General features: G+C 46.3%; 19 protein-coding genes, 5 pseudogenes and 1 other annotated feature. Of the genes and pseudogenes, 20 read left to right on the top strand and 4 right to left on the bottom strand.

The window, feature by feature from the left end; all coding sequences use genetic code 11:
- The first annotated feature begins 28 nt into the window (after positions 1 to 28).
- From RE628_RS19330 to argS, 4 genes and pseudogenes are all read left to right on the top strand, one after another.
- The gene (locus RE628_RS19330; protein ID WP_309154570.1) at positions 29 to 208 is read left to right on the top strand and encodes an acyl-CoA thioesterase; all 180 of its coding nucleotides are present in this window, start codon (positions 29 to 31) and stop codon (positions 206 to 208) included.
- A 37-nt stretch (positions 209 to 245) separates the two neighbouring features.
- A complete protein-coding gene (locus tag RE628_RS19325; protein ID WP_309154569.1) occupies positions 246 to 446 on the top strand; it encodes an acyl-CoA thioesterase family protein in 201 nt (66 codons plus the stop codon).
- Between the two features lie 89 nt (positions 447 to 535).
- Positions 536 to 928 carry an FxsA family protein gene (locus RE628_RS19320; protein ID WP_309154568.1) on the top strand — a complete coding sequence of 131 codons (393 nt, stop codon included), beginning with the start codon at positions 536 to 538 and terminating at the stop codon, positions 926 to 928.
- 218 nt (positions 929 to 1,146) lie between these two features.
- Positions 1,147 to 1,377: a binding site (T-box leader), on the top strand.
- A 66-nt stretch (positions 1,378 to 1,443) separates the two neighbouring features.
- Positions 1,444 to 3,194, top strand: a pseudogene (gene argS, locus RE628_RS19315) (arginine--tRNA ligase).
- A 25-nt stretch (positions 3,195 to 3,219) separates the two neighbouring features.
- On the opposite strand, the gene RE628_RS19310 reads toward argS, so the two are convergent.
- Together RE628_RS19310 and RE628_RS19305 are read right to left on the bottom strand one after the other, a co-directional pair.
- On the bottom strand, positions 3,220 to 3,678 hold the full coding sequence (locus RE628_RS19310; RefSeq protein WP_309154567.1) for an AI-2E family transporter: 459 nt from the start codon (positions 3,676 to 3,678) through the stop codon (positions 3,220 to 3,222).
- A 7-nt stretch (positions 3,679 to 3,685) separates the two neighbouring features.
- Positions 3,686 to 4,336, bottom strand: a complete 651-nt coding sequence (locus RE628_RS19305; RefSeq protein WP_309154566.1) for an AI-2E family transporter — start codon at positions 4,334 to 4,336, stop codon at positions 3,686 to 3,688.
- 346 nt (positions 4,337 to 4,682) lie between these two features.
- On the opposite strand from RE628_RS19305, the gene RE628_RS19300 reads away from it, so the two are divergent.
- The 4 genes and pseudogenes from RE628_RS19300 (at position 4,683) to RE628_RS19285 (ending at position 8,930) form a co-directional block, all read left to right on the top strand.
- Positions 4,683 to 5,795 (top strand): citrate/2-methylcitrate synthase, encoded by a 1,113-nt coding sequence (locus tag RE628_RS19300; protein WP_309154565.1) that lies wholly within the window; start codon positions 4,683 to 4,685, stop codon positions 5,793 to 5,795.
- Positions 5,796 to 5,894: 99 nt separating this feature from the next.
- The gene (gene icd, locus RE628_RS19295) at positions 5,895 to 7,190 is read left to right on the top strand and encodes an NADP-dependent isocitrate dehydrogenase (protein WP_309154564.1); all 1,296 of its coding nucleotides are present in this window, start codon (positions 5,895 to 5,897) and stop codon (positions 7,188 to 7,190) included.
- Positions 7,191 to 7,477: 287 nt separating this feature from the next.
- The gene (locus RE628_RS19290; protein ID WP_309159506.1) at positions 7,478 to 7,903 is read left to right on the top strand and encodes a hypothetical protein; all 426 of its coding nucleotides are present in this window, start codon (positions 7,478 to 7,480) and stop codon (positions 7,901 to 7,903) included.
- A gap of 158 nt (positions 7,904 to 8,061) precedes the next feature.
- Positions 8,062 to 8,930, top strand: a pseudogene (locus tag RE628_RS19285) (SDR family oxidoreductase).
- 113 nt (positions 8,931 to 9,043) lie between these two features.
- Here RE628_RS19285 and yfbR read toward each other — a convergent pair.
- Positions 9,044 to 9,652, bottom strand: a complete 609-nt coding sequence (yfbR, locus tag RE628_RS19280) for a 5'-deoxynucleotidase (RefSeq protein WP_309154563.1) — start codon at positions 9,650 to 9,652, stop codon at positions 9,044 to 9,046.
- A gap of 247 nt (positions 9,653 to 9,899) precedes the next feature.
- Here yfbR and RE628_RS19275 point away from each other — a divergent pair, with 247 nt between their 5' ends.
- From RE628_RS19275 to RE628_RS19230, 11 genes and pseudogenes are all read left to right on the top strand, one after another.
- Positions 9,900 to 11,414 carry a fumarate hydratase gene (locus RE628_RS19275; RefSeq protein ID WP_375142935.1) on the top strand — a complete coding sequence of 505 codons (1,515 nt, stop codon included), beginning with the start codon at positions 9,900 to 9,902 and terminating at the stop codon, positions 11,412 to 11,414.
- A pseudogene (gene pnpS / locus RE628_RS19270) lies at positions 11,415 to 13,216 on the top strand (two-component system histidine kinase PnpS).
- 199 nt (positions 13,217 to 13,415) lie between these two features.
- Positions 13,416 to 14,144 carry a response regulator transcription factor gene (locus RE628_RS19265; RefSeq protein ID WP_309154562.1) on the top strand — a complete coding sequence of 243 codons (729 nt, stop codon included), beginning with the start codon at positions 13,416 to 13,418 and terminating at the stop codon, positions 14,142 to 14,144.
- Positions 14,145 to 14,382: 238 nt separating this feature from the next.
- Positions 14,383 to 15,546 carry a methyl-accepting chemotaxis protein gene (locus RE628_RS19260; RefSeq protein ID WP_309154561.1) on the top strand — a complete coding sequence of 388 codons (1,164 nt, stop codon included), beginning with the start codon at positions 14,383 to 14,385 and terminating at the stop codon, positions 15,544 to 15,546.
- Between the two features lie 479 nt (positions 15,547 to 16,025).
- On the top strand, positions 16,026 to 16,805 hold the full coding sequence (gene pstB / locus RE628_RS19255; protein ID WP_309154560.1) for a phosphate ABC transporter ATP-binding protein PstB: 780 nt from the start codon (positions 16,026 to 16,028) through the stop codon (positions 16,803 to 16,805).
- 17 nt (positions 16,806 to 16,822) lie between these two features.
- Positions 16,823 to 17,482: a phosphate signaling complex protein PhoU gene (phoU, locus tag RE628_RS19250; protein WP_309154559.1), complete on the top strand. Its 660-nt coding sequence runs from the start codon at positions 16,823 to 16,825 to the stop codon at positions 17,480 to 17,482.
- 408 nt (positions 17,483 to 17,890) lie between these two features.
- Positions 17,891 to 19,768 (top strand): DNA polymerase, encoded by a 1,878-nt coding sequence (locus RE628_RS19245; protein ID WP_375142934.1) that lies wholly within the window; start codon positions 17,891 to 17,893, stop codon positions 19,766 to 19,768.
- Positions 19,678 to 20,550, top strand: a pseudogene (locus RE628_RS29710) (DNA polymerase); the annotation flags it as partial. The gene RE628_RS19245 and the pseudogene RE628_RS29710, both read left to right, overlap by 91 nt.
- A 38-nt stretch (positions 20,551 to 20,588) precedes the next feature.
- Entirely contained in the window at positions 20,589 to 21,497 is a 909-nt protein-coding gene (mutM, locus tag RE628_RS19240; protein ID WP_309154558.1) for a DNA-formamidopyrimidine glycosylase, read from the top strand.
- Positions 21,494 to 22,090 carry a dephospho-CoA kinase gene (gene coaE / locus RE628_RS19235; RefSeq protein WP_309154557.1) on the top strand — a complete coding sequence of 199 codons (597 nt, stop codon included), beginning with the start codon at positions 21,494 to 21,496 and terminating at the stop codon, positions 22,088 to 22,090. Before mutM ends, coaE begins: the two co-directional genes overlap by 4 nt.
- Positions 22,087 to 22,650, top strand: coding sequence for a lytic transglycosylase domain-containing protein (locus RE628_RS19230; RefSeq protein ID WP_309154556.1), 564 nt, complete (start codon positions 22,087 to 22,089; stop codon positions 22,648 to 22,650). The genes coaE and RE628_RS19230 overlap by 4 nt, the downstream gene beginning before the upstream one ends.
- Positions 22,651 to 22,725: 75 nt before the next feature.
- Here the strand turns inward: RE628_RS19230 and RE628_RS19225 are convergent, their stop codons facing one another.
- Complete coding sequence (locus tag RE628_RS19225) at positions 22,726 to 22,941, bottom strand: alpha/beta-type small acid-soluble spore protein (RefSeq protein WP_068780333.1); 216 nt, start codon at positions 22,939 to 22,941, stop codon at positions 22,726 to 22,728.
- Between the two features lie 132 nt (positions 22,942 to 23,073).
- On the opposite strand from RE628_RS19225, the pseudogene nrdR reads away from it, so the two are divergent.
- A pseudogene (nrdR, locus tag RE628_RS19220) lies at positions 23,074 to 23,541 on the top strand (transcriptional regulator NrdR).
- Positions 23,542 to 23,652 lie beyond the last annotated feature (111 nt).

Here is a 23,652-nt window from a genome sequence, read left to right as displayed (position 1 = left end):
TTAAGTGCATGAGGAGGAATTAAGGAGCATGTATATAAGCGAGCTTGGCATCACGCCTAAGTATTTTGAATATGATATGATGGGAATTATATATCACTCGCATTATTTGGAGTGGTTCGAGGCCGGCCGAATGAAATTAATTCAGGACCTTGGCTTAAGCTATTATGAGATGGAAATGTCCGGTTATATTTCACCGGTTAGGAAATGAAAGTAGAGTATAAGCGGGGAGTTCGGTACGGGAAGAGGTGCAGCTTCGCACCTGGATTAAGCAGAACGGGGGAGTCAAGACCGAATATGCTTATGAAGTATGGAATGGTGAGGGTACGTTATGTGTCGTAGGTACATCGGTTCATTATGTAGTTAGACGTGAGGACTTTAAGCCTGTACAGTTCAAGAAAGTGTTCCCGGAATGGTATTCCGCGTTTGAAAAGGCGAGTGAAAACTGAACAATTTTGATTCTGGAGTCTCAAAACGGTAAAATATGATTCATAGGAATTTCTTGCTGAAGAAACTTGCTAGTGAAAAGGAGTTATTTATGCGTAAATGGATTGCCGTTTTGATTGTTTTATTTCCTATAGTTGAGTTTTGGGGATATGTTGAGGTTGGAGGAAGGCTGGGCGTAGGCAAGACGATCTTCCTGACCGTTGCGACTTCGATTATTGGCGGCTTGATGATGCAATTCGAAGGTAGCAAGGTGATGGCGGAAGCGAAATCGCAAATGAACGGTGGGCAGATTCCTGGACGCACGATGCTGGATGGTATGTGTGTGTTCTTTGGCGGGATTCTGTTGCTGATACCTGGCTTCGTTACGGATATTATTGGATTTACAATGGTGTTCCCACTTACTCGTCTGATCTACCGGAAGCTACTCTTGAAATGGATAGAGAAGAAGATGAAAGATGGTTCGATCACCTTTTATCGTCGTTGACTATTGATAGTTTCATGTATACAATAATCTAAATTGTATGTTCAAAAAGTCAGGCTTTCAGCACCGAGAAGGTTGGATGAAGCTAGGGCGTGAGGAGCGCAGCGTACGTAGTTGGTACGTGAGCACCGGAAGGCCTGAGTGAATTCAAGATTCGATGTCGAATATGCTCTCAGTGCTACTTCGTGATCAAAGGCGGAGTTTTTGAACTACCTCTATAAATAAAATTTATGATCGGGAGAGTAGCTTATCGTTAATCTGCAAATAGCGAGCCGGGATGGTGCAAGCCGGTGCAGAGAGCGCTAGGTGAAGCGCACCCGGGAGATGGTCTTCTGAAGCTAAGGTGGGTAGGAAGACCCGGCAGCTGAACGTTAATCAGTCTTGAGCAGGTTGGACCAGAAGGTCCAGCACTTAGAGTGGTACCGCGGGAACGTAAGTCTCTCGTCTCTTAATAGAGATGAGGGGCTTTTTTATTTGTCATTCTGGAAATAGTGAATAGTGATAAGGAGCTGAAGTAAATGGAGATGACAAAATCAAAGATTGCACAATGGATCTCAGAAGTGTTGAATGATACACCAGCACAGGAAATTTTAGCGATGCTAGAATATCCGAAGGAGAAATCGCAAGGGGATCTATCTCTACCCTGCTTCAAACTGAGTAAGAAGCTACGGAAGTCCCCGATGCAGATTGCCGCTGAACTGAAAGAAGCACTAGAGTCGCAGAGTGCGGGAGATAAATTGATCGACCGAATCGATGCCGTGTCCGGATATTTGAATATATTCCTGAAGCAGAGCTACCTAGCTGGGAATGTCGTACTTACGATTCTTAATGCAGGAGATCGCTACGGTTCTAAAGACATCGGTACCGGGAAGACAATCGTGATCGATTTCTCCTCGCCTAATATCGCCAAGCCCTTCCACGTCGGCCATTTACGTTCAACAGTCATTGGGAATGCGCTCTATCGGATCCATTCGTTTTTAGGCTACCAGTGCATCGGGGTTAACCACCTCGGCGATTGGGGTACCCAGTTTGGTAAATTGATTGTTGCTTATCGGTTATGGGGAGATGAAGAGCGACTAGAGAAAGGGGCAATTGATGAGCTGTTGTCTCTCTATGTGAAATTCCATAAGGAAGCTGAGCAAGATCCCGGGCTGGAGGATGAGGCGAGAGCCTGCTTCCTGAAGATGGAGCAAGGTGATGAAGAAGTGTTGGCTCTTTGGCAGCATTTTGTCGATATTAGCTTGGCTGAATTCCAGAAAATATATGATTTGCTCGGTGTGGAATTCGACTATTTTACGGGGAGAGCTTCTACAACGATAAAATGGAGCCAGTCATTCAGGAACTGAAAGATAAGCAGCTTCTGGAGGAGGATGAAGGGGCCTGGCTCGTTCGTCTGGATCAATACAACATGGCTCCGGCTTTGATGCTGAAAAAGGATGGTAGCACCCTTTACCATACCCGCGATGTGACGGCGGCGTTATACCGCAAGCAGACTTATTCATTCGACAAGGCGCTGTATGTCACGGATTATGCACAGAATCTACATTTTGCACAGTTATTCAAGGTTATAGGGCTGATGGGCTATGACTGGGCAGAAGATGAGATGATCCATGTTCCCTTTGGCCGGGTGACTCTGGAGGGTATGAGCTTATCGACCCGTAAAGGTAATGTTGTAAAGCTGGAGGAAGTGCTGGAGCAGACGATTAAGAAGGTCAAGGAAATTATCGAAGTAAAAAATCCGCAGCTGAAAAATAAGGATGAGGTGGCTCGTCAGGTCGGAGTCGGAGCAGTTATCTTCAATGACCTGAGCGCGAACCGGATTAAGGATATCGTCTTCTCTTGGGATGATGCGCTTAGCTTCGAAGGTGAGACAGGACCATATGCACAGTATTGTTATGCGAGAACCTGCAGTGTGCTGCGCAAAGCTGCCAGTGACCAGCTTTCTGGTACGGCACTGGTTGATGCCTTGGTACTTGCAGAACAGTTCGATCCCTCCAAGCTACAGCATCCTACGGAGATCGCTCTATTGAAAGAATTGGCCTTGTTCCCGGAACGGACCGAGCAGGCCGCGGCCAAGCTGGAGCCGTCGATGGTTACTCGCTATTTGATTGATGTGGCTCAGGCCTTCAACCGCTTCTATCATGATTGCCCTATTCTTGTAGAAGATGAGAAGTTAAGAGCAGCTCGTCTTGCCTTGGTCAAATGCGTACAAATCACACTTAAAAATGGTTTTGGTCTGATCGGACTACAAGCACCGGAAGAGATGTAGCTATAAAGGGAGAAGCCACTCGGAATTATTGCGCTTTTCCGTTCATGATATAGTCCCTCAGCTCATGGAAGACACCGGCTTTAATAACGGCATTAATGACGACGAGGGAGACTGGGCCGATAATAAGTCCAAGTACACCGAATAGCTGCAAGCCGACGAACAAAGAGATCATAGTAGGTAATGGATCGAGCCCGACGCTGGTAGCCAGCACCTTGGGCTCGATTAGTTGTCTGGACACAAGAACAACTCCATATAAAATAGAAAGGCCGATGCCTAGGGCGAAGTTGCCGGTCATGAAGGCGTAAACGAGCCAAGGAATGAGGATCGTGCCAACACCTAAGTACGGAAGCAAATCGACCAACCCGATCAGAATCGCATAAGTAACTGGAGAATCAACACGAAGGATGAGGAGTCCGATACATACGACGAAGGCGGTAATCGAGATCATAATGAATTGGGCTCGCAGGTATCCGAATAGCGCCATTTGCAGATTACTCCGTATTACCCCCCATTCTGAACCACCCCTTGGGCATAATTCCGAGGATCATGCGCTTGTTTTTATCCCAACCATTGCTGATAAAGAAGGCCGAGAGCAGGATGATTAATAGAATAAGCCCCAGGCTGGGTAGTGAGGTAATGACATTGATGACTCCGTTTAGGAAGCTTGTAATGATCCTAGAAATCGCATTGCTAACAGTCAGTGCGGCGTTATCAATATTTTTGGTGAAGGTGCCGCTGTAGCCTGGATTCCTTACGATAAAAGAGTTTATTTCATTAAAAAGCCTCTGCAATTCCTCATTACTACCCCAGGTTATAAATTGATCGCGCCACTCTCCGATATGTTCGTTAGCGGAATCGGCTAGATGAATCATTTCCTTGACCATGCGGGTAACAGCTGCGGTTATGACGATGGCCCCGGCCGAGAAATAGATAAGAATGGCTAATGTGACAGAAGCCCAACGGGGCAGCTTCAACGTCTCCTGCATCCAACGTACGAATGGATTCATGGCATAGGCGATAATCCATGCGATGAGAAAGGGGTAGATGAGTGGTAGAACCCAGTAGAATGAGAGACAGATCATTAGCACCGCTAGACATACCCAGGCTCCACGCAGTATTCGTTTCATAACAACGTAATCCATTCTTACATCCCCCTTGGACTGGACAGGTCTTATTCTATTTCTATTTCCCTTCCAAAATTAGTATTACAGAAACAATGATTATTGGATGATGTGATTTTTGTCGTTGCATTTCGGAAGAGATCACAAAAATTTCTTTATATATCTGAAAAAATAATTTGATGTGTCTTTGACGACTCAAGCAGTTCCCATGCTCTTAGAAATCCAGTATGATTATTTAAAAGAGTTTAGTGCCAGATCCTCCCTAATATTTCATCCATGATGCTATATTACGAAAATTTTAAACTTCAAAATTGAAAATGTTTTCAATGGTTTATTTACCAATTTCGTATTTGAAGGAGAGATGTACATGACAGCTACCAAAGGACTTGAGGGTATCGTTGCTGCGACTTCCTCAATCAGTTCCATACATGATGGCGTGCTGGCTTATCGAGGAATTAATATCGATGAACTGGCGGAACGGGCAAGTTTCGAAGAGACTGCTTATTTACTCTGGTATGGAAAGCTACCAACTCAGACCCAGCTTGCTTTCCTGCAGCAGCAGCTAAGCGATTTCGCAGTTATTCCTGAGCTGTTGCTGGCTCAATTGAAGTTATTTCCGTCCGATGCCAATACGATGGCCGTTCTGCGTACAGCTGTATCGGCACTAGCTCTATATGATGAGGATGTAAATGACAACTCCAGAGAAAGTAATCAGATCAAGGCGATTAAATTACAGGCGCAAATTCCTACGATAATTGCAGCGTATGCCCGGATTCGCGAAGGTAAGGAGCCGCTCGCTCCACTTAAGAATGTATCGATTGCCCACAATTTCTTATATATGATGACCGGAGAAGAACCGGATATTGTGGCAGTAAAGGCTCTGGACCAGGCGCTGGTGCTGCATGCCGATCATGAGTTGAATGCATCTACTTTCTCAGCTCGCGTAACCGTTGCGACACTCTCGGATATTTATTCGGGCGTTACAGCCGCGATCGGAACTTTGAAGGGGCCACTTCATGGCGGTGCGAATGAGGCGGTTATGAAAATGCTGTCCGAGATTGGTAGCCTTGATAATGTAGAGCCTTATATTCTGAATAAGATCGCTAACAGAGAGAAGATTATGGGCTTCGGACACCGTGTGTATAAGAACGGAGATCCGCGTGCTAAACATTTGCAGAAAATGTCCCGTCAGCTCGGCGTACTTAAGGGAGATTCAACCTTATTCGAGATGTCATTAAGAATTGAAGAATTGGTAACGGGTCAGAAAGGCCTGAAACCGAATGTCGATTTCTATTCTGCTTCGGTTTATACTTTGCTTGGAATTCCATCCGACTTATTTACTCCGATCTTCGCGATTAGCCGCTTGTCCGGTTGGTCTGCGCATATTCTCGAGCAGCTCGACGATAACCGGATTATTCGTCCACGTGCCGAATACACAGGTCTTATTAATCAGAAATATATACCAATCGATCTAAGATAGTGGTCTGGCGGGAATTATTCCCGCCAGTTATGTTAGAATGAGAACCAGGTGAATATACTAGCCTGTTCATATAATATATACGAGGAGGAACATATAAACATGCTGCAACTTACTAAGTTTGACCTTCCAACAGAAGGAGAAAAAATCGTTATTGATAATGGCAAATTGCAAGTTCCTAACTACCCGGTTATTCCATTCATTGAGGGGGATGGAACGGGCCGTGATATTTGGAAAGCGTCCAAGCGTGTATTGGATGCTGCAGTGGAGAAAGCGTACAACGGCGAGAAGAAAATCGCTTGGTACGAAGTTTTCGCCGGGGAGAAGGCTTTCAATACATACGGAGAGTGGCTGCCTGCTGATACGCTGAATGCCATCCGTGAATATATTGTAGCGATCAAAGGACCGCTTACAACGCCGATCGGCGGGGGCATCCGTTCCTTGAACGTAGCGCTACGTCAAGAGCTTGACCTGTATGTATGTCTGCGTCCTGTACGTTATTTTGACGGTGTACCTTCTCCTGTGAAGCGTCCAGAGTTAGTAGATATGGTCATTTTCCGTGAGAATACAGAGGATATCTATGCAGGTATCGAGTACAAGGAAGGTTCTGAAGAAGTGAAGAAGGTGCTCAGCTTCCTGCAAAATGAAATGGGCGTTAACAAGATCCGCTTCCCAGAAACCTCTGGAATCGGCATCAAGCCTGTCTCTGAGGAAGGCTCGAAGCGTTTGGTTCGCGCAGCAGTTGAATATGCTATCAAGCATGATCGCAAGAGTGTAACTCTCGTTCATAAAGGTAACATTATGAAGTTCACAGAAGGCGCCTTTAAAAATTGGGGCTATGAAGTGGCTGAAGCCGAGTTTGGCGATAAAGTGTTCACATGGGCTGAATACGACCGCATCAAGGAGCAATCCGGTACCGATGCAGCCAACAAGGCACAACAAGATGCGCAAGCATCAGGCAAGATCATCATTAAGGACGCGATCGCTGATATTGCCTTGCAGCAGGTGTTGACTCGTCCGACAGATTTTGATGTGATCGCAACGCTGAACTTGAACGGCGACTACTTGTCCGATGCTCTGGCAGCGCAAGTAGGCGGGATTGGTATTGCTCCAGGAGCGAATATCAACTACGTAACAGGACACGCGATCTTTGAAGCTACGCACGGAACGGCTCCAAAATATGCGGATCTTGACGTGGTAAATCCGGGCTCGGTCATTTTGTCTGGCGTTATGCTACTTGAGCACTTGGGCTGGCAGGAAGCGGCTGACCTGATCTATAACGGTCTGGAGACTTCGATCAACAACAAGACGGTAACTTATGATTTTGCCCGTCTGATGGAAGGCGCAACAGAAGTGAAGTGCTCGGAATTCGCCGATCACGTAATTAATAATATGTAGTTTAACAATAAGTGTTCGAAAAGACGGTTTTCAGCACCGGAAGGCCCGACTGAATTCAAGATTCGATGTCGATTAAGCTCCCCGTGCTACTTCGTGATCAAAAGCTGACTTTTTGAACAACATCTAATAGGGGGCCTGAAGAACGCCCATTAATCTGGTTAGTAGTCTTCAAGTCTTCGAGATGAAGGAGTCTCCTTTAACAGGAGTCTCCTTTTATTTACTGCCAATGATAGGTATAATAGATTGTAATGAATTTAATCTACTATGGAAGGATGATCAAGTTGTCGATGTATAAAATTATGCTGTTTTTGCATATTATTGGAACTCTAGCGCTAGGGTTCTACCTTGTACTTCCTTTTGTAATGGCGAAAGTAAATAAATTGTCTGCTGCAGCGCAGGAAGGAACGATGAGCGCCGTAAAATCGCTGAACACCTTCGCACAGATCGGTCTGGTCATTCAATTGTTGACCGGTGGCTATTTGATGAGTAAGGGAGAGTACTCTATACCTTGGATGGTTATTATAGTAGTCTTGTTCCTCGGCATTGGGGCTGTTGGCGGTATAATGGGTAAACCGCTGCGCCTAGCCATCGGAGGGATTCGTGCGAATCGCAGTATATCCGCCGAGAGCAGCAAGCTGACTACTTTGAGCTATATCGTAGCGCTACTCGTCCTGCTAATCACTTTCTTTATGGTATTCAGACATATCATTTAGAAGCATTATTTTGAACTTTAGAGCTCCTGATCCTCATCTATCGGATGTTGGTCGGGAGTTTTTGATTTTGTCATGCGTGGTCCCGCATAACCTTCTTTGCCCAGGCCCATCTTAATATAGATGGACATAAATCTGGCAGGAAGGAAGCGACATGTAGAATGGCAAATAGCGGACAAAGCAAACCGACGATGCCCCCGCAGCATCAGAATCAGCAACCAGGACTCGAGCAGGAAATGAACCCGCTCCCGGACTATGAGGGACCTTATAAGGCGGCTGGTAAGCTAATGAATAAAGTAGCTTTGATTACCGGGGGGGACAGTGGCATTGGGAGAGCAGTGGCTGTGGCTTATGCCAAGGAAGGCGCGGATATAGCTGTCCTCTATTTAAGCGAACACGTGGATGCAGAGAAGACGAAGCGAGAGGTTGAACAGGAGGGCAGGAAATGCCTCCTGATCCCTGGAGATATCGGCAACGAAGCCTTTGCCAAGCAGGCCGTTCAGAAGACAGTTGCACAGTTCGGCGGTTTAGACATTCTGGTTAACAATGCTGCAGAACAGCACCCGCAGCAGGACATTTCGGCGATCACTTCGGAACAGCTCGAGAAGACGTTCCGAACCAACGTATTCGGTATGTTCTATTTGACCCAGGCTGCACTGCCGCATATGAAGAAGGGAAGTACAATTATTAATACGACCTCGATTACCGCTTACCGGGGCAACCCAATGTTGATCGACTATTCGGCTTCGAAGGGAGCGATTGTTAGCTTCACCCGCGCGTTATCCATGAATATCGTAGGCAATAAAGGCATACGCGTTAACGCCGTGGCTCCAGGGCCGATCTGGACGCCGCTTATTCCTTCAACCTTCGATGCGCAGCAAGTGTCCAAGTTCGGTGGGGACACGCCGATGCAGCGGCCCGGCCAGCCGGAGGAACTCGCCCAGCATATGTCTATCTAGCCTGCGACGATTCCTCCTATATGAGCGGACAAGTTCTCCATATTAATGGCGGGGAGATCATCAACGGCTAGTAGAACTCGGTGCAGATCTCACTAAAGTCAAAAGCCCTCCTAATGCTGCTTCATCATAGAAGCTGCGTTAGGAGGGCTTTATGTCGTCTTAAGAATACTTTATTCTTTTAGTTTTACTTCGGATGCTCGGACAATTCATCAAGCGTCATCTCGAACCCAGGGGCAAAATGCTCCAGGAAGTAGCCGATTTCTGGTAGGTTCAACTTCGTAAGCTTATCATAGAGCTGCTCTTTCGCCACTGCGAATTCACGGTTGCCGCAGGAGAGCTCCCAGGAGCATTTTAAATAGGCATCAAGGCTGTCGGCCGCTTTGACATATTTCAATAGCGTAACATCAGAGGGGCTCGTATCTTTCCCGTTCGGGAACAGCATGGTCTGATAGCTAGAACGTAGCTCCGGTGGAACCATCGAAAGCAGGCGTTCCCCTGCAATGCTCTCCATCTCTCTAAAGTTACCTAACAGCTTCGGATTATGATGCTTGACCGGGGTTGGAATGTCACCAGTGAACACCTCTGTTGCATCATGAAATAGTGCCAGCGTCGCTGCACGTTCAGCATTAAGCTGACCCTGGAACAGCTTGTTGCCTATCTCGCATAACAGATGTGCCAGCAGAGCGACATGGAAGGAGTGCTCAGCTACATTTTCCTCCGTGGTACTTCGCATCAGGCTCCACCGCTTGATTGAGCGCAGGCGATACATATAAGCAGAAAAATGATAATTCATCAGTGATAAACCTCTCTTTTTCGGGGAAAGTCTGTATAATTTTGTAACCTGAAACCTGGTACTATGTTATTATAAAACTATTGAACAGGTTAAAGCTATCGGCAGCATGCATTGATTTTTATGCTTTTGTGTCATTTCGGACAATCGAGAGGAGATCATGGTCTATGCAGCAAATTCAAGAGAGTATTTATGAATTAATTGTTGAAACTTCGACGAACTTACCTGGTGATGTACGGCGGGCGATTAATTGGGGAAAGCGCGGGAAAATCAGGCGACACGGGCTGGTTTGGCACTGTCGACGATCTCGAAGAACATAACTATGGCCGAAGAACAAGTGTCTCCGATCTGTCAGGATACAGGAATGCCTACCTTCATTATTCATACACCGGTTGGCGTTAACCAGCTTGAGATCAAGAAGAGTATCCAGGCTGTGCTGCAAAGAGCAACTGCGGAGGGCAAGCTGCGTCCGAATTCCGTTGATTCGCTAACAGGGAAGAATAGTGGTGATAATCTCGGTCCGGGAACGCCAGTCGTTCATTTTGAACAATGGGAGCATGACTATATAGATATGAGGTTGATTCTCAAAGGTGGCGGCTGTGAGAATAAGAACATTCAATACTCTTTGCCGACAGAACTAGAAGGACTTGGTCGTGCTGGCAGGGATTTGGATGGAATTCGCAAATGCATTCTGCACGCTGTGTATCAGGCACAGGGACAAGGATGTAGTGCCGGCTTCATTGGCGTTGGCATCGGTGGGGACAGAACGACAGGTTACGAACTGGCCAAGCAGCAATTGTTCCGAGTTGTAGATGATGTGAATCCAAATTCCGATCTACAACAGTTGGAGGATTACATTTTGGATAAATCAAATGAACTGGGAATCGGCACAATGGGATTCGGCGGGGAGGTTACACTACTGGGCTGTAAGATCGGCGCGGCTAATCGCTTGCCGGCAAGCTTCTTTGTCTCGGTAGCCTATAATTGTTGGGCCTTCCGCCGTCAAGGTGTGGAGATTGATCCGGCTACAGGTGGAATCGCCAAATGGATCTATGAGCGGGGCAATGAGGAAGCGAAGGACGATGTGAAGCAGGACCAGCAAGGTGCAACAGAAGAACAAACGGTAGATCAGTCTGCACAACAAGCCATTGCTCATGTAACTGACCAGACCGCGGATTCTCAGGCTCGTGAGATCGTGCTACAAACTCCGATTACCGAGGAGCAAATCCGTAGCTTACGTGTTGGCGATGTTGTCATTATCCAGGGTGAGATGCATACTGGTCGGGATGCTCTGCACAAATATTTACTCGATCATGATGCGCCGGTGGATCTTAACGGATCAGTTATCTATCACTGCGGTCCTGTGATGCTAAAGGATGAAGAAGGCTGGCATGTGAAAGCGGCCGGACCGACGACGAGCATTCGGGAGGAGCCTTACCAAGCGGAGATTATTAAGAAGTTTGGGATTCGTGCGGTAATCGGTAAAGGCGGAATGGGGCCAAGGACGCTTGCGGCACTACAAGAGCATGGAAGCGTATATTTGAATGCTATTGGTGGAGCGGCACAATACTATGCAGAATGCTTCAAAAAGGTAAACGGTGTTGACTTCCTTGAGTTTGGTATCCCAGAAGCCATGTGGCATTTGGAAGTTGAAGGATTTGCCGCGATCGTGACAATGGATTCGCATGGTGATAGCCTGCATGCAGGCGTAGAACAAGCATCGAAGGAGAAGCTGGCTTCTTTTAAAGAAGTCGTATTTAAATAGATGAAGACATTTCGATCACGATTAACAATTATGTTAATGGGCCTAATCGGTATATCAATGCTGGCAGCAGGATTGACGATGGCCCAGGTATTTAAAAACTCACATATCCGGGCGTTGGAAGAAAATATGTCCCGGGAAATTGACCTGCTTCAGAGCACGTTCCAGTTCAAGCCCATTAACTCTGATCAGTCGGAGAAATTTTACTCGGAGCAGTCTAAGAAGCTCGAGAAATTGATTGATTCCAGGGTTACCTTTATCTCTTTAGATGGGACGGTTATTGGAGATTCAGAAGTGTCCCCCTCCAAAATGGATAATCATCTGAGTCGCAAGGAGATTGTCTCGGCCGCCAAAGGAGAAATCGGCAGTTCGATCCGCTACAGCGCATCGATTGGTGAGAATATGTTGTATATCGCCAAACATGTCACCTCCGAAGATGGAAGCTTCGATGGTTATATCCGACTGTCGATGAGTCTGAGCACGGTGGAAAGGGATCTGAATAAAGGCTGGCTCATGATGGTGGGTGGTCTGATGTTGTTATTCTTAGCCGCGGCTCTGGTCAGCTATCGGATATCAAAAGGATTGACCAAACCATTAGAGCATATTACTCAGGTGGCTAACCGAATCTCACGACTGGATTATGATGCTCGTGTCCAATTGTCACGGCGGGATGAGATTGGGCAGCTGGGGCTAGCGATTAATCGAATGGCTGGCAGTCTGCAAGAGCAAATGAAAGTGATCCGTGATAACGAAGATTTGCTGCAGAGCGTTCTCACGAATATGGTCGGCGGTATTCTAATGGTCGAAGCGGATGGACGGGTCGCTCTTATGAACAGGGAAGCAGAGCGCTTCCTGCATGTGAACCAAGAAAAATTCCTCGGCAAATCATATCTGGAGCTGAAACGGAATCATGATTTCCAACAGTTTATGGTCGAAGGTATGGATACGAAGGAGTATCTTAAGGAAGAACGGAATGTATATGATCCTGAACACCGCACGCTGCTTTTGGAGCGGGTACCGATGTTCGAGGATGATGGCAACTATCGGGGATGCTCTTCCTGCTACAGGATGTAACGGAGATTCGGAGGCTGGAGATGATGCGGAGCCAATTTGTCGCTAACGTCTCGCACGAATTGAAGACACCTATCGCCGCGGTAAAAGGTTTTGCCGAGACACTACTGGGCGGTGGAGTGGAGGATAAGGAGACAGAGCGATCCTTCCTGCAGATTATTTATGATGAAGGAGATCGACTGAATCGTCTGATCGGGGATATTCTGGAGCTGTCGAAGATTGAGTCCAAGCTTATTCCGCTTGATTATTCACCGATTCAGCTCAAGGATTTGATTAACAGCATTTACGAAGTACTGCTTCCAACAGCTGCACGCAAATCGATTGTGATGAGCAACAATGTTCCGGAGCATCTATTCCTTGAAGGAGATGAGGATCGGCTACGGCAGATATTCATGAATCTGTTGTCGAATGCGATCAGCTATACACTGGAAGGTGGCAGAGTTAAGGTTGAGGCAGAGATTGCCGACTCAGACGAGGATCATGAAGAGGAGCGGGTGAGGATATCCGTGAGCGATACGGGGATCGGAATTCCGAAGAAGGATTTACCACGTATCTTCGAACGATTCTATCGCGTGGATAAGGCAAGGTCACGCAGTTCAGGTGGCACGGGGCTTGGGCTATCGATTGTCAAGCATCTGGTCGATCTCCATCATGGAACCATTACGGTGGAGAGCCGGGTTGGCGAGGGAACATCCTTTATCATCGAACTGCCGATTACACAAAATTTAGCATAAATCGAGTCTGTCGTTAATTTTTATCGTTATTTTACACTGCGTTAACATTGTGGTGCTATGCTGAGCTTGTCAGGAGGAATGGAATTGTATGAAGTCAGTCCTCCTGGCTTGCTCAGTAAATGCAGACGCATGTTGTTAAGTTTGTATAGTAATTTCATGATTCGACTTGGGCAGGAATTTTTGAAATATGGGGGTTAATATGACTCAAAGACTGTTGGTAATTGAAGATGAACCGACGCTATCGAGGCTGCTCTCCTACAATCTGACTAATGAGGGCTATCAGGTTACGGTTGCGGAAAATGGACAACTTGGCTTTGATACTGCAGCGCAGGGTGAATTTGATCTGATCTTACTCGATCTGATGTTGCCGGGGATGAATGGATTTGAGGTACTCGCCAATCTGAGGCAGATGGGTGTGAAGACGCCGATTATTATCCTCACCGCGAAAAATGCGGAAGAAGAGGTAGTACAAGGCTTGAAGTCTGGCGCCGATGACTACATTACCAAGCCATTCGGCGTGGCTGAACTGCTTGCCAGGGTAGCGGCGGTACTAAGAAGAGTAACGGGAATAGAAGAGAAAGAGCCACAGCAGGAGCAGAACGAAACGAAGATCTCGCTCGGTCCGCTGGCGATCTTCCCGGACAAATACGAAGTTGTACTGAATGGTGAAGCGATTACGCTAAGGCCGAAGGAATTTGAGGTTTTACTCTATCTGGCTCGTAAGCCAGGAGTTGTGCTTACCAGGGATGATCTGATGAACTCGGTATGGGGCTTCGATTATATCGGTGGACAGCGTACGGTGGACGTCCATGTCAGCTCACTAAGGAAGAAGCTAGAGCTTGATCCGGAATCTGTGCATATCGACTCGATTCGGGGTGTTGGTTATAAGCTGGTTGTAAATAAGAAGAAAGGTGCTCTGCATGGGTAATCATTCCATGGGGCACCTCTTTATTTTACGAACGTTATACTTGCAGGGGAGTTATAATCCAGAGGAGAATCAGAGGGAGGGGCTCGCATGGCCATCGTATCCATGAAGCTCTTTTTTGAGCCTTCCAACCTAGTTCTAGATTTTACATAGTTCTTAAGGATCACTAACATTCTGCGAACTTAAGAGTATTAAAATGTAAAGAAACATGTAAATACATACCATTGGGGAGTGGTTGAGCATGAGTAGCTATACGTTGGTGATGGAGCCGCAAACACTGGATATCAAGCCTGCTGATTCGCAGGATTCGAGAGACGGCCAGCTTGAGATGGTGACGGTTGAAGAGAGTCAGGTCGAGATCGCTTCGTACACAAGGAGTATTCCAGCTATATCTGAAAGTACATCATGCCAACAAGTTCTGCATATATTTCAAAATAATCCGGGAGTCCCGTGTGTCGTCCCTTGTGATGATAGTAACGTACCCACTGGATTGATTATGCGCGATAAATTTTATAAGCATCTAGCTACCAGATTTGCAGCAGATTTGTTCTATGATCGTCCTGCGATGATGTTCGCGGAGAAGGAGCCATTGATTTGCGAGATATCCACTCCTGCGCGCACGCTTCTGGATGCTGCACTTGAACGTCAGGATGCTGAATTCTATGACTGCTTGATCGTAACGAAGCAGAGTAAATTGTACGGGGTCTTAACGACACAGGATCTGATGTTAATCTCACGAGAATTAGAACGTATGACCGATCAGCTTCGCAGCAGTGTAATCCGGGAAAGCCAGAGTCATGTACTGGAAATTGCAAGCTCGGTTCAACAAGTATCCTCCATCTCTCAGTTAAGCTTGAACGAGTCGCAGAAGATGAGCCAACTTGCGAAGACGGGCCGTTCCGAGCTCGAAGAATTGAAGTCTTCTTTCTCTCATGTACTGGAGATGATGAAGCAGCAGCAAGGACTAGTAAGCCAGTTGCTTGAACAGACGGATGAAATCTCCTCATTTACAGCTTCGATCAGGGAGCTTGCGGAACGCAGCAAAATACTTGCCATTAATGCTTCAATTGAATCAGCACGCGCTGGTGAATATGGTAAAGGCTTCTCTGTGGTTGCAAATGAGATGCGTCAACTGGCTCAATCGACCAAGCAATTCTCCGAGGATATTGGGCATGGACTGGATATCATCCACTCATTGATTGAGGAGACAGCATCGGCTGTAACATCAACTAACTATGAGATGAGTGCAAGTAATGATCGGGTGGGTAAGGCGGATGAGACCTTCCGTGATCTAGCGGATTCGGCCGACCTCGCGAAGGACCGAGGCAGAGAGATGTCGGATTCCTCGACTGAGGCGACTAGGATCACAGGTGATGTGCTCCACAATCTAACCACACTTATGTGAGGAAATTTAAAAGTCCACTTTTGATCACGAAGTAAAAATGAGAGCGAACTCGACATAAGCTCTAACGAAACTACAGATCGCTATTTCCTCGGAAGCAGCGGTAAATGAAATCTAACGAAACACCATATCGTTATTTCGGAGTAAATTTGGCTTTTTGTACATAAATTACTTAAATAGAGATGCCCAGTTTCGTTAAAAATTTCAGAAACCGGTTTTAGTCCTAATAGCGTTACCACGTTTCGTTAGAGAACGTCTAATAAATATATGGTTAGTCGATTATAGTTCCACGTCTGATTGCACATATGAAAAGTCTTGCTGCAGTTTTTACATTGCGTTTACAATTCCGCCCATTCTCTTTTACATAAGTAAGATACAATAAAGGCAATGTGAAGGTTTTCGCTCATATATGAATTGACCTTGATTGGTTTTCTTATCAACAAGCGGACTTTTTGAACAACCTCTTAAAGAAGGTGGATGAGATGGCAACGACAACAGCAATATCAACGGCAACGGCTATACAAATCGAACAATTAAATTTATTCTATAATCAATTTCAAGCTCTCAAGAATATGTCACTCGATATACCGGAGAAGGCAATCACTGCCTTCATTGGACCATCTGGCTGTGGAAAATCGACGTTGCTTCGGACATTGAACCGGATGAATGATATGATTCCCGGAACCCGTGTTGAAGGAGCTGTGCGCATCAGCGGCAAAGATATTTACGGTGAGGACGTTGAAGTCGAGACACTTAGGAAGCAGGTAGGTATGGTATTTCAGCAGCCAAATCCTTTTCCTAAATCGATTTATGATAATGTAGCCTATGGGCCCCGTCTCCACGGAATTACGAATAAGGCCGAACTTGATGAAATTGTGGAGCAGAGCTTGCGCCAGTCGGTTCTGTGGGAAGAGGTGAAGGACTTCCTGAAGAAATCGGCCTTGAGCCTGTCCGGTGGACAGCAGCAGCGTTTGTGCATCGCTAGGGCGATTGCCGTCCATCCTGACATTCTGTTAATGGATGAAGCTACTGCAGCACTGGACCCAATCTCTACACTTAAGATTGAGGAGCTCGTTCAACAGCTGAAAGATAAATACACGATTGTTATGGTCACACACAATATGCATCAAGCGGCCAGAGTGTCGGATAAGACTGTGTTTTTTCTAAATGGAGAAATTATTGAAGCCGATGAGACGAGCAAATTGTTCTCGACACCGCAGGATTCCCGTACAGAGGATTATATTTCCGGCCGCTTCGGTTAACATTAGGAGGATTATGAATGATACAAAGACGAGAGTTTGATCAGAATTTGAATGAGCTCCGTGAATTGCTGCAGAAAATGGGAGCACATGTGGAGCATGCATTGGTCGAGGCCGTTACTGCCTTGAAGAATCTGGATTCTAAGCGGGCCAAGGAAATTATTGATCGCGACCGTGAGCTGAACCAGATGGAGGAACAGGTAATGGAGATCGGCTCGCGTCTTATCGTTACACAGCAGCCTGTAGCTAAAGATTTGCGTAGAATTCTAGTTGCCTTCCGAATCTCCAGTGATCTGGAACGGATGGGAGATTTGGCGATTGATATTGCCAAGGTGACGGTGCGTCTTGAGGGCCAGACATTGATCAAGCCACTTGTGGACATTCCTAGGCTTGCCGAGCTTGTTGTAGTGATGATCCAAGAATCGTTGAAATCCTATCTTGATGAGAATACGGACCTGGCTTATAAAATGGCTAAAGATGATGATGAGGTCGATCATTTGTACAGTCAGACGATTACTGAATTGTACAAAATTATTATCGATAATCCTGAAACACTGCATCAGGCTATGTCCTTGACCCTTGTTGGCCGCTATATCGAGCGAATTGCCGATCATGCTACGAATATCGGGGAGAGTGCTGTATTTTTAGTAACAGGTCATCGTCCTGATCTTAACCATTAACTGCATACCGTTTTATGTTGAAGCGTCGGATAATTCCCGGCGTTTCTTTTTTATTATAAGGTTGCCATGTGTTAGAATATAAGGAGGTAGTATCTATAAGAGGTTGTTCAAAAAGTCCGCTTTTATAAGAAAACCGATCGAAGTCATTCAAGGATGAGCGACCGCGATCCAAAGGTAGGTTTTCTTGCGATATAGAATTTCATCAGCTGCGCTGATAACGAATAAATTCTATATCTAACACGAAGTGAATCAAGAAGTAATTCGGCTTCGAATCTTGAATTCAACCGGGCCTTCCGGTGCTCACGTACCAACTACGTACGCTCCGCTCCTCAGTCCCTAGCTTCATCCAACCTTCTCGGTGCTGAAAACCGGACTTTTTGAACACGCATTATAAGAACGAGGTGTCACATGGAAAAGTTGATTCTTATTGATGGGAATAGTATTATATATCGTGCTTTCTTTGCGATGCCGCCACTGACCAGCTCTAGTGGTGTGCATACGAATGCGGTTTACGGGTTCACGAATATGCTGGTACGTCTGCTCCAGGAGGAGCAGCCTAGTCACATTCTGGTGGCCTTTGATGCGGGCAAGGAGACGTTCCGCCATGAGGGCTATCAGGAATATAAAGGTGGCCGTGAGAAGACTCCGCCAGAATTGTCTGAGCAATTTCCGATTATGCGCGAGCTTTTGGAGAGCTTCGGCATTAGTTGGTTCGAGTTGTCTGGTTATGAGGCCGACGATATTATCGGCACGATCAGTAAGCAAGCCGAGGAAGCTGGGCATAATGTACTAGTCGTCACTGGAGATAAGGACATGCTCCAGCTTGTCTCGGATCGGGTGAAGGTAGCGCTCACTCGCAAAGGAATCACAGAAGTAGAGCCTTATGGAACTCAGGAAATAGAAGAGAAATACGGACTGCGTCCGGAGCAGATTATCGACTTGAAAGGCCTTATGGGTGACGCATCCGATAATATACCAGGCGTTCCGGGAATTGGTGAGAAGACTGCACTGAAGCTGCTCCATCAGTTTGGATCCGTCGAGGAAGTATTGGCTCGTACGGATGAATTGAAGGGTAAAATGAAAGAAAATCTGGTAAGCCATGCGGAAGATGCCCGGATGAGTAAGCGACTGGCGACGATATTCCGCGAGGTTCCTGTCGAGCGTTCCTGGGATGATATGGCCTTCAGCGGAGTGTTGGAAGAACCGGCGGCACAAATGCTGCGCAAGCTGGAGTTCAAATCGCTGCTAGAGCGACTATCCTTCGCTCATGGTAATGATGAAGATGCCGGAAGCGAAGGCCAGAATCTGAAGGAAGTGCAGGTTACGATCATTAATGATGAGACGATACCTCAGCTTGTTGAAGCACTGCCGAAGGTACAGAATATGATAGTGGAATCCTATGGAGAGAACCCGCATCATGCGATTTTGATGGGAGTTATCCTGTCAACTGAGGATCATCATTTTTACCTAGATCCGGAAACATTACAAGATGAATATATGATGCCTGTTATTAAATGGCTTGGTGATACGAGCATTCCTAAGCAGGGCTATGATTTGCATAAAGCTGATCTCACCTTGTATTGGCAGGGTGTTGCCTTTGGTGGGGCCGAGTATGATATTCAACTTGCCGCTTATTTGCTGGACCCAACGAATAATGACCAGACCGTAAGTGGCCTAGCTGCGAAATATGGAATTGGAGCCGTTGCTACAGACGAAGAGGTCTATGGTAAAGGAGCTAAATTTAAGGTTCCTGACCAGACACAGCTCAGTCAGCATTTAGCCCGTAAGAGTGAAGCTTTGCTGCAAATTATGCCATTGCAGAAGCAGGAGCTTGAACAAGTTGAGATGAACCGATTGTTCTATGATCTGGAGATGCCTTTATCACGGATCCTGGCAGATATGGAGAAGCAGGGCGTAGCCGTAAATCGCAATACCCTTATCGATTTAGGAGCGGAGTTCGAGGCGCAGATTAGCACGCTTATCGCCAAAATCTATGAAAGAGCTGGACTGGAGTTCAATTTGAACTCGCCTAAGCAACTGGGAGAAGTTCTGTTCGATAAGCTTCAACTTCCAGTGATCAAGAAGACGAAGACCGGATATTCTACGGATGCAGAGGTGCTAGAGAAACTGGCCCTTATCACGATATCGTGCAGTATATTTTGGAATATCGTCAGCTTGCCAAGCTTCAGTCCACTTATATTGAAGGACTGCTTAAGGAAATTCACCCGAGAACGGGTAAGGTGCATACCTATTATCGGCAGACGATCGCTGCAACTGGTCGATTAAGCAGTCAGTTCCCGAATTTGCAGAACATTCCGATTCGTCTGGAGGAAGGACGGAAGATTCGCAAAGCGTTTGTTCCTTCGGAAGAAGGTTGGTTCATGCTGTCTGCCGACTATTCGCAGATCGAGCTGCGCGTCCTTGCACATATTTCAGGAGATAAGGGCTTGCAGGAGGCATTCCTTCATGATATGGATATTCACACGAAGACCGCGATGGATGTATTTGGTGTTGCCGCCGATCAAGTAGATAGCAATATGCGCCGTTCAGCCAAAGCAGTTAATTTCGGAATCGTATATGGGATTAGCGATTATGGTTTGTCCCAGAACTTGAATATTACTCGTAAGGAAGCGGCAAGATTTATAGATCAGTATTTTGATGCCTTCCAGGGAGTTCGTACTTATATGGACGAGATCGTAAAGGAAGCGAAGCGCGACGGTTACGTCAAAACCATGCTCGAGCGTCGGCGTTATTTGCCAGAGATCAATGCTTCCAATTTCAATCTACGTTCGTTCGCGGAGCGTACAGCAATGAATACGCCAATCCAAGGAACGGCTGCAGATATTATTAAATTAGCTATGATTTTGATGGACGATGCGCTGCGGGAACACAAGTTAAAGAGCCGCATGTTGCTTCAGGTACACGATGAATTAGTATTTGAAGTTCCGCCTGAGGAGATGGAGTTAATGACAAGGCTTGTTCCTGAGACAATGGAACGGGCGCTTGAATTGTCTGTACCACTTAAGGCTGAGGTTAGTAGTGGCGTGAATTGGTATGAAGCAAAGTAACCAGGAAACCTGTTGAAATAGATGAGGTGAAATAAAATATGCCGGAATTACCAGAGGTAGAGACGGTTAGAAGAACATTATCGGAGCTTGTTGTGGGCAAGACGATCCAGTCCGTTACGGTATCGTTGCCACGGATTATTCAGCAGCCCGATGATATTAAGCAGTTTGAGTTGGATCTTGCTGGGCATCGCATTCTAGAGATGGGCCGCAGAGGTAAATTTCTGCGTTTTATTATGGATGGAGTCGTCCTTGTTTCTCATTTGAGAATGGAAGGTCGCTATGGGCTGTATCAGAGCAGTGATCCGATTGAAAAACATACGCATGTTATTTTTCATTTTACAGATGGAACGGAGCTCAGATATAAGGATGTGCGCCAGTTCGGGACGATGCATTTATTCGCAGCTGGAGATGAGTTCAATCACAAGCCTTTATCGAAGCTTGGACTTGAGCCGCTGGATGATTCATTTACGTATGAGACTTTCCGCTCTGTTATAGCTAAACGAACGACCAAAATTAAGGTAGCGCTCTTGAACCAGGAATATGTGGTCGGGCTAGGCAATATTTATGTTGATGAGGCGTTGTTCCGTGCCGGGATACATCCTGAGACTCCTGCTTGTGAGCTGAGCGATGAGCAGCTCCGTAAGCTCCACGCCATGATCTTGGAGACGCTGAATGAAGCGGTTGATGCAGGAGGTTCCTCGATCAAGTCCTATGTGAACGGACAAGGGGAGATGGGAATGTTCCAGCAATCGTTACGCATTTATGGACGGAAGGATGAACCTTGTGTTGTCTGTGGTCATCCCGTTGAGAAGACGGTTGTTGGTGGCCGCGGAACGCATTTCTGCACGATATGTCAGCCTTTGAAACGGACAAGCGTAAATAAAGTCAAATCTAAACGTCATACAGCTTCTTCGAATCCTAAAGTCGACGGTGGGGTGGAAAGATGAATATCGGATTAACCGGCGGGATTGCAACCGGAAAAAGCACGGTTGCCCGCATGCTCGTGTCAATGGGAGCAGCTTTGATCGATGCCGATGTCATCGCCAGAGAAATTATGGAGCCTGGTCATCCGGTTCTGGCAAGAGTCGCAGAGCATTTTGGACAGGATATTCTGAATTCGGACGGTACTTTGAATCGAAAGAAGCTTGGGGCCATTGTGTTCTCGGATCCGGGGCAGCGTAAAGTGCTCAATGACTTAACACATCCGGCAATCCGTAGCGAGATGGCGGGGAGAGTGAAAGCATTGGAAGAGGCTGATCCCCATCGTTTGGTCGTTTGTGATATTCCTCTGTTATATGAGTCTGGACAGGAAGGGCTCTATGAGCAGATTATGGTCGTATATGTTCCAAAAGAAATTCAGCTAGAACGATTGATGGAGCGTGACAATCTTACCTTCGAACAGGCAAGTTTGAGGCTGGCAGCGCAGATGGACATTGAATTGAAGAAAAGTAAGGCAGATATTTTGATAGACAACCGTTTTGGTATGGGTGAGACGAAGCGTCAAATCGAGAAATTCTGGCGGGAAAAGGTTTCCGTATGAGATTACTGCAGAAGAAAAGAGTGCTGCTTTTGCTGTTTCTTGGATTTGTCGCTATTCTATTTTTTAATTCCGCGTGGCTTACGATCTTCTATCCAATCTATTATAAAGAAGAGATTAAGCATCATGCTCAGGAGAATGGTGTGGATCCACTGGTCGTAGCTGCGATTATTCGTGTAGAGACCAATTTTAAGCCGGGTGCTGAATCGAAGAAGGGCGCCCTTGGAATTATGCAAATTATGCCAGATACAGCGGAGTGGGTTATCATGAAAGCAAAGTATGACAAGGTACCACTCGATAAAGTGAAGAATGAGATTGATGCGAATATTCAAATCGGGACATGGTATCTAAGATCATTATCCGAACAATTTGACGGCAATTCGATCGCCATGATTGCTGCCTATAATGCCGGACCGACTAATGTTAAGAACTGGATCAAGAGTGGAAGATGGGATGGGCATTTAGAGACGGTTAAGGATATCCCGTTCGGAGAGACTAGGCATTATGTACAGAGGGTAACTCATTACTATAAACAATATTCCGAGATATATGGTGATTTTTAAGGAATGCCTCGGTTACAATAGAAGGAAAGCACTAAAAGGCTAGAGGAGCCTTTCAATGCTTTCCTGGTTGTTTGGTTATTTGAATTGGCCTGCCAATTGTTGTTCGGCGATTGTTACCAAGCGTTTAGTAATGTAACCACCGATCGAACCGTTTTCGTAAGAAGTCAGGTTACCAGCGTATCCATCTTGTGGGAAATTAATGCCAAGCTCTTGAGCAACTTCGTATTTCATTTGCTCGAGCGCTCCAGTAGCTTGTTTTACTACCAGGTTGTTAGAAGAATTTTGCGCCATTGTTGTTCACCTCCTTGCGGTTGGTAACAGTATTATGCTCCGGTATTTGAAACTTCATTACTGATTTTTTTAGTTATTTATTGGTATTCTTATTTTCAGGAATATCAGTTAGCAGAAGGGAGACATTTTTGCGTGAGATGTCCGTATTGTGACTATATGGGGACGAAGGTGCTTGATTCGAGACCGGCTGAACGAGAATCGCTCGATACGCCGCCGTCGTGAATGTGAGAAATGCAGCCGACGTTTTACTACATTTGAGATGGTGGAGGAAATGCCACTCATCGTCATTAAAAAAGATGGTAGCCGCGAGGAATTCAATCGTGAGAAGTTGCTACGTGGACTGATGCGGGCCTGTGAGAAAGGCCGGTATCCGTCGAGCAATTAGAGTCTATCGTATCAGCGGTAGAACGCCAGATGCGCCATTCTGCTAACGCAGAAGTGGAGAGCCGTGAAATCGGTGAGCTGGTTATGGAACAACTGTATCCGGTTGATGAGGTTGCTTATGTCCGCTTCGCCTCGGTATATCGTCAGTTCAAGGACATTAACATGTTCATGAAAGAGTTAAACAGCCTGCTCTCCAAGCCTGCGAGCGAGGAGTAAGCGGCGTACGAAACATATAACATTGGGCAGTTTGAAGAGATTGCGACACAGGACAAGTATGCCCGTGAGTTGCAAAATGAGCTGACCATTGTTGGATACGTGTAAGTATGA

Origin of the sequence: Paenibacillus sp. D2_2 (genome assembly GCF_031199965.1) — a bacterium.
Taxonomy (GTDB): domain Bacteria; phylum Bacillota; class Bacilli; order Paenibacillales; family Paenibacillaceae; genus Fontibacillus.
Note: the sequence above shows the minus strand (reverse complement) of the source record. Positions and strands in the feature narration are given on the sequence as shown.

Coding starts and splice junctions, on each gene's coding strand:
- yfbR (WP_309154563.1), bottom strand. CDS start 9,652: ATGAATTATCATTTTTCTGCTTATATGTATCGCCTGCGCTCAATCAAG.
- RE628_RS19225 (WP_068780333.1), bottom strand. CDS start 22,941: ATGGCGCAAAATTCTTCTAACAACCTGGTAGTAAAACAAGCTACTGGA.
- RE628_RS19245 (WP_375142934.1), top strand. CDS start 17,891: ATGGAAAAGTTGATTCTTATTGATGGGAATAGTATTATATATCGTGCT.
- coaE (WP_309154557.1), top strand. CDS start 21,494: ATGAATATCGGATTAACCGGCGGGATTGCAACCGGAAAAAGCACGGTT.
- RE628_RS19300 (WP_309154565.1), top strand. CDS start 4,683: ATGACAGCTACCAAAGGACTTGAGGGTATCGTTGCTGCGACTTCCTCA.
- RE628_RS19330 (WP_309154570.1), top strand. CDS start 29: ATGTATATAAGCGAGCTTGGCATCACGCCTAAGTATTTTGAATATGAT.
- icd (WP_309154564.1), top strand. CDS start 5,895: ATGCTGCAACTTACTAAGTTTGACCTTCCAACAGAAGGAGAAAAAATC.
- phoU (WP_309154559.1), top strand. CDS start 16,823: ATGATACAAAGACGAGAGTTTGATCAGAATTTGAATGAGCTCCGTGAA.
- RE628_RS19310 (WP_309154567.1), bottom strand. CDS start 3,678: ATGGCGCTATTCGGATACCTGCGAGCCCAATTCATTATGATCTCGATT.
- mutM (WP_309154558.1), top strand. CDS start 20,589: ATGCCGGAATTACCAGAGGTAGAGACGGTTAGAAGAACATTATCGGAG.
- RE628_RS19230 (WP_309154556.1), top strand. CDS start 22,087: ATGAGATTACTGCAGAAGAAAAGAGTGCTGCTTTTGCTGTTTCTTGGA.
- RE628_RS19265 (WP_309154562.1), top strand. CDS start 13,416: ATGACTCAAAGACTGTTGGTAATTGAAGATGAACCGACGCTATCGAGG.
- RE628_RS19260 (WP_309154561.1), top strand. CDS start 14,383: ATGAGTAGCTATACGTTGGTGATGGAGCCGCAAACACTGGATATCAAG.
- pstB (WP_309154560.1), top strand. CDS start 16,026: ATGGCAACGACAACAGCAATATCAACGGCAACGGCTATACAAATCGAA.
- RE628_RS19320 (WP_309154568.1), top strand. CDS start 536: ATGCGTAAATGGATTGCCGTTTTGATTGTTTTATTTCCTATAGTTGAG.
- RE628_RS19290 (WP_309159506.1), top strand. CDS start 7,478: ATGTATAAAATTATGCTGTTTTTGCATATTATTGGAACTCTAGCGCTA.
- RE628_RS19305 (WP_309154566.1), bottom strand. CDS start 4,336: ATGGATTACGTTGTTATGAAACGAATACTGCGTGGAGCCTGGGTATGT.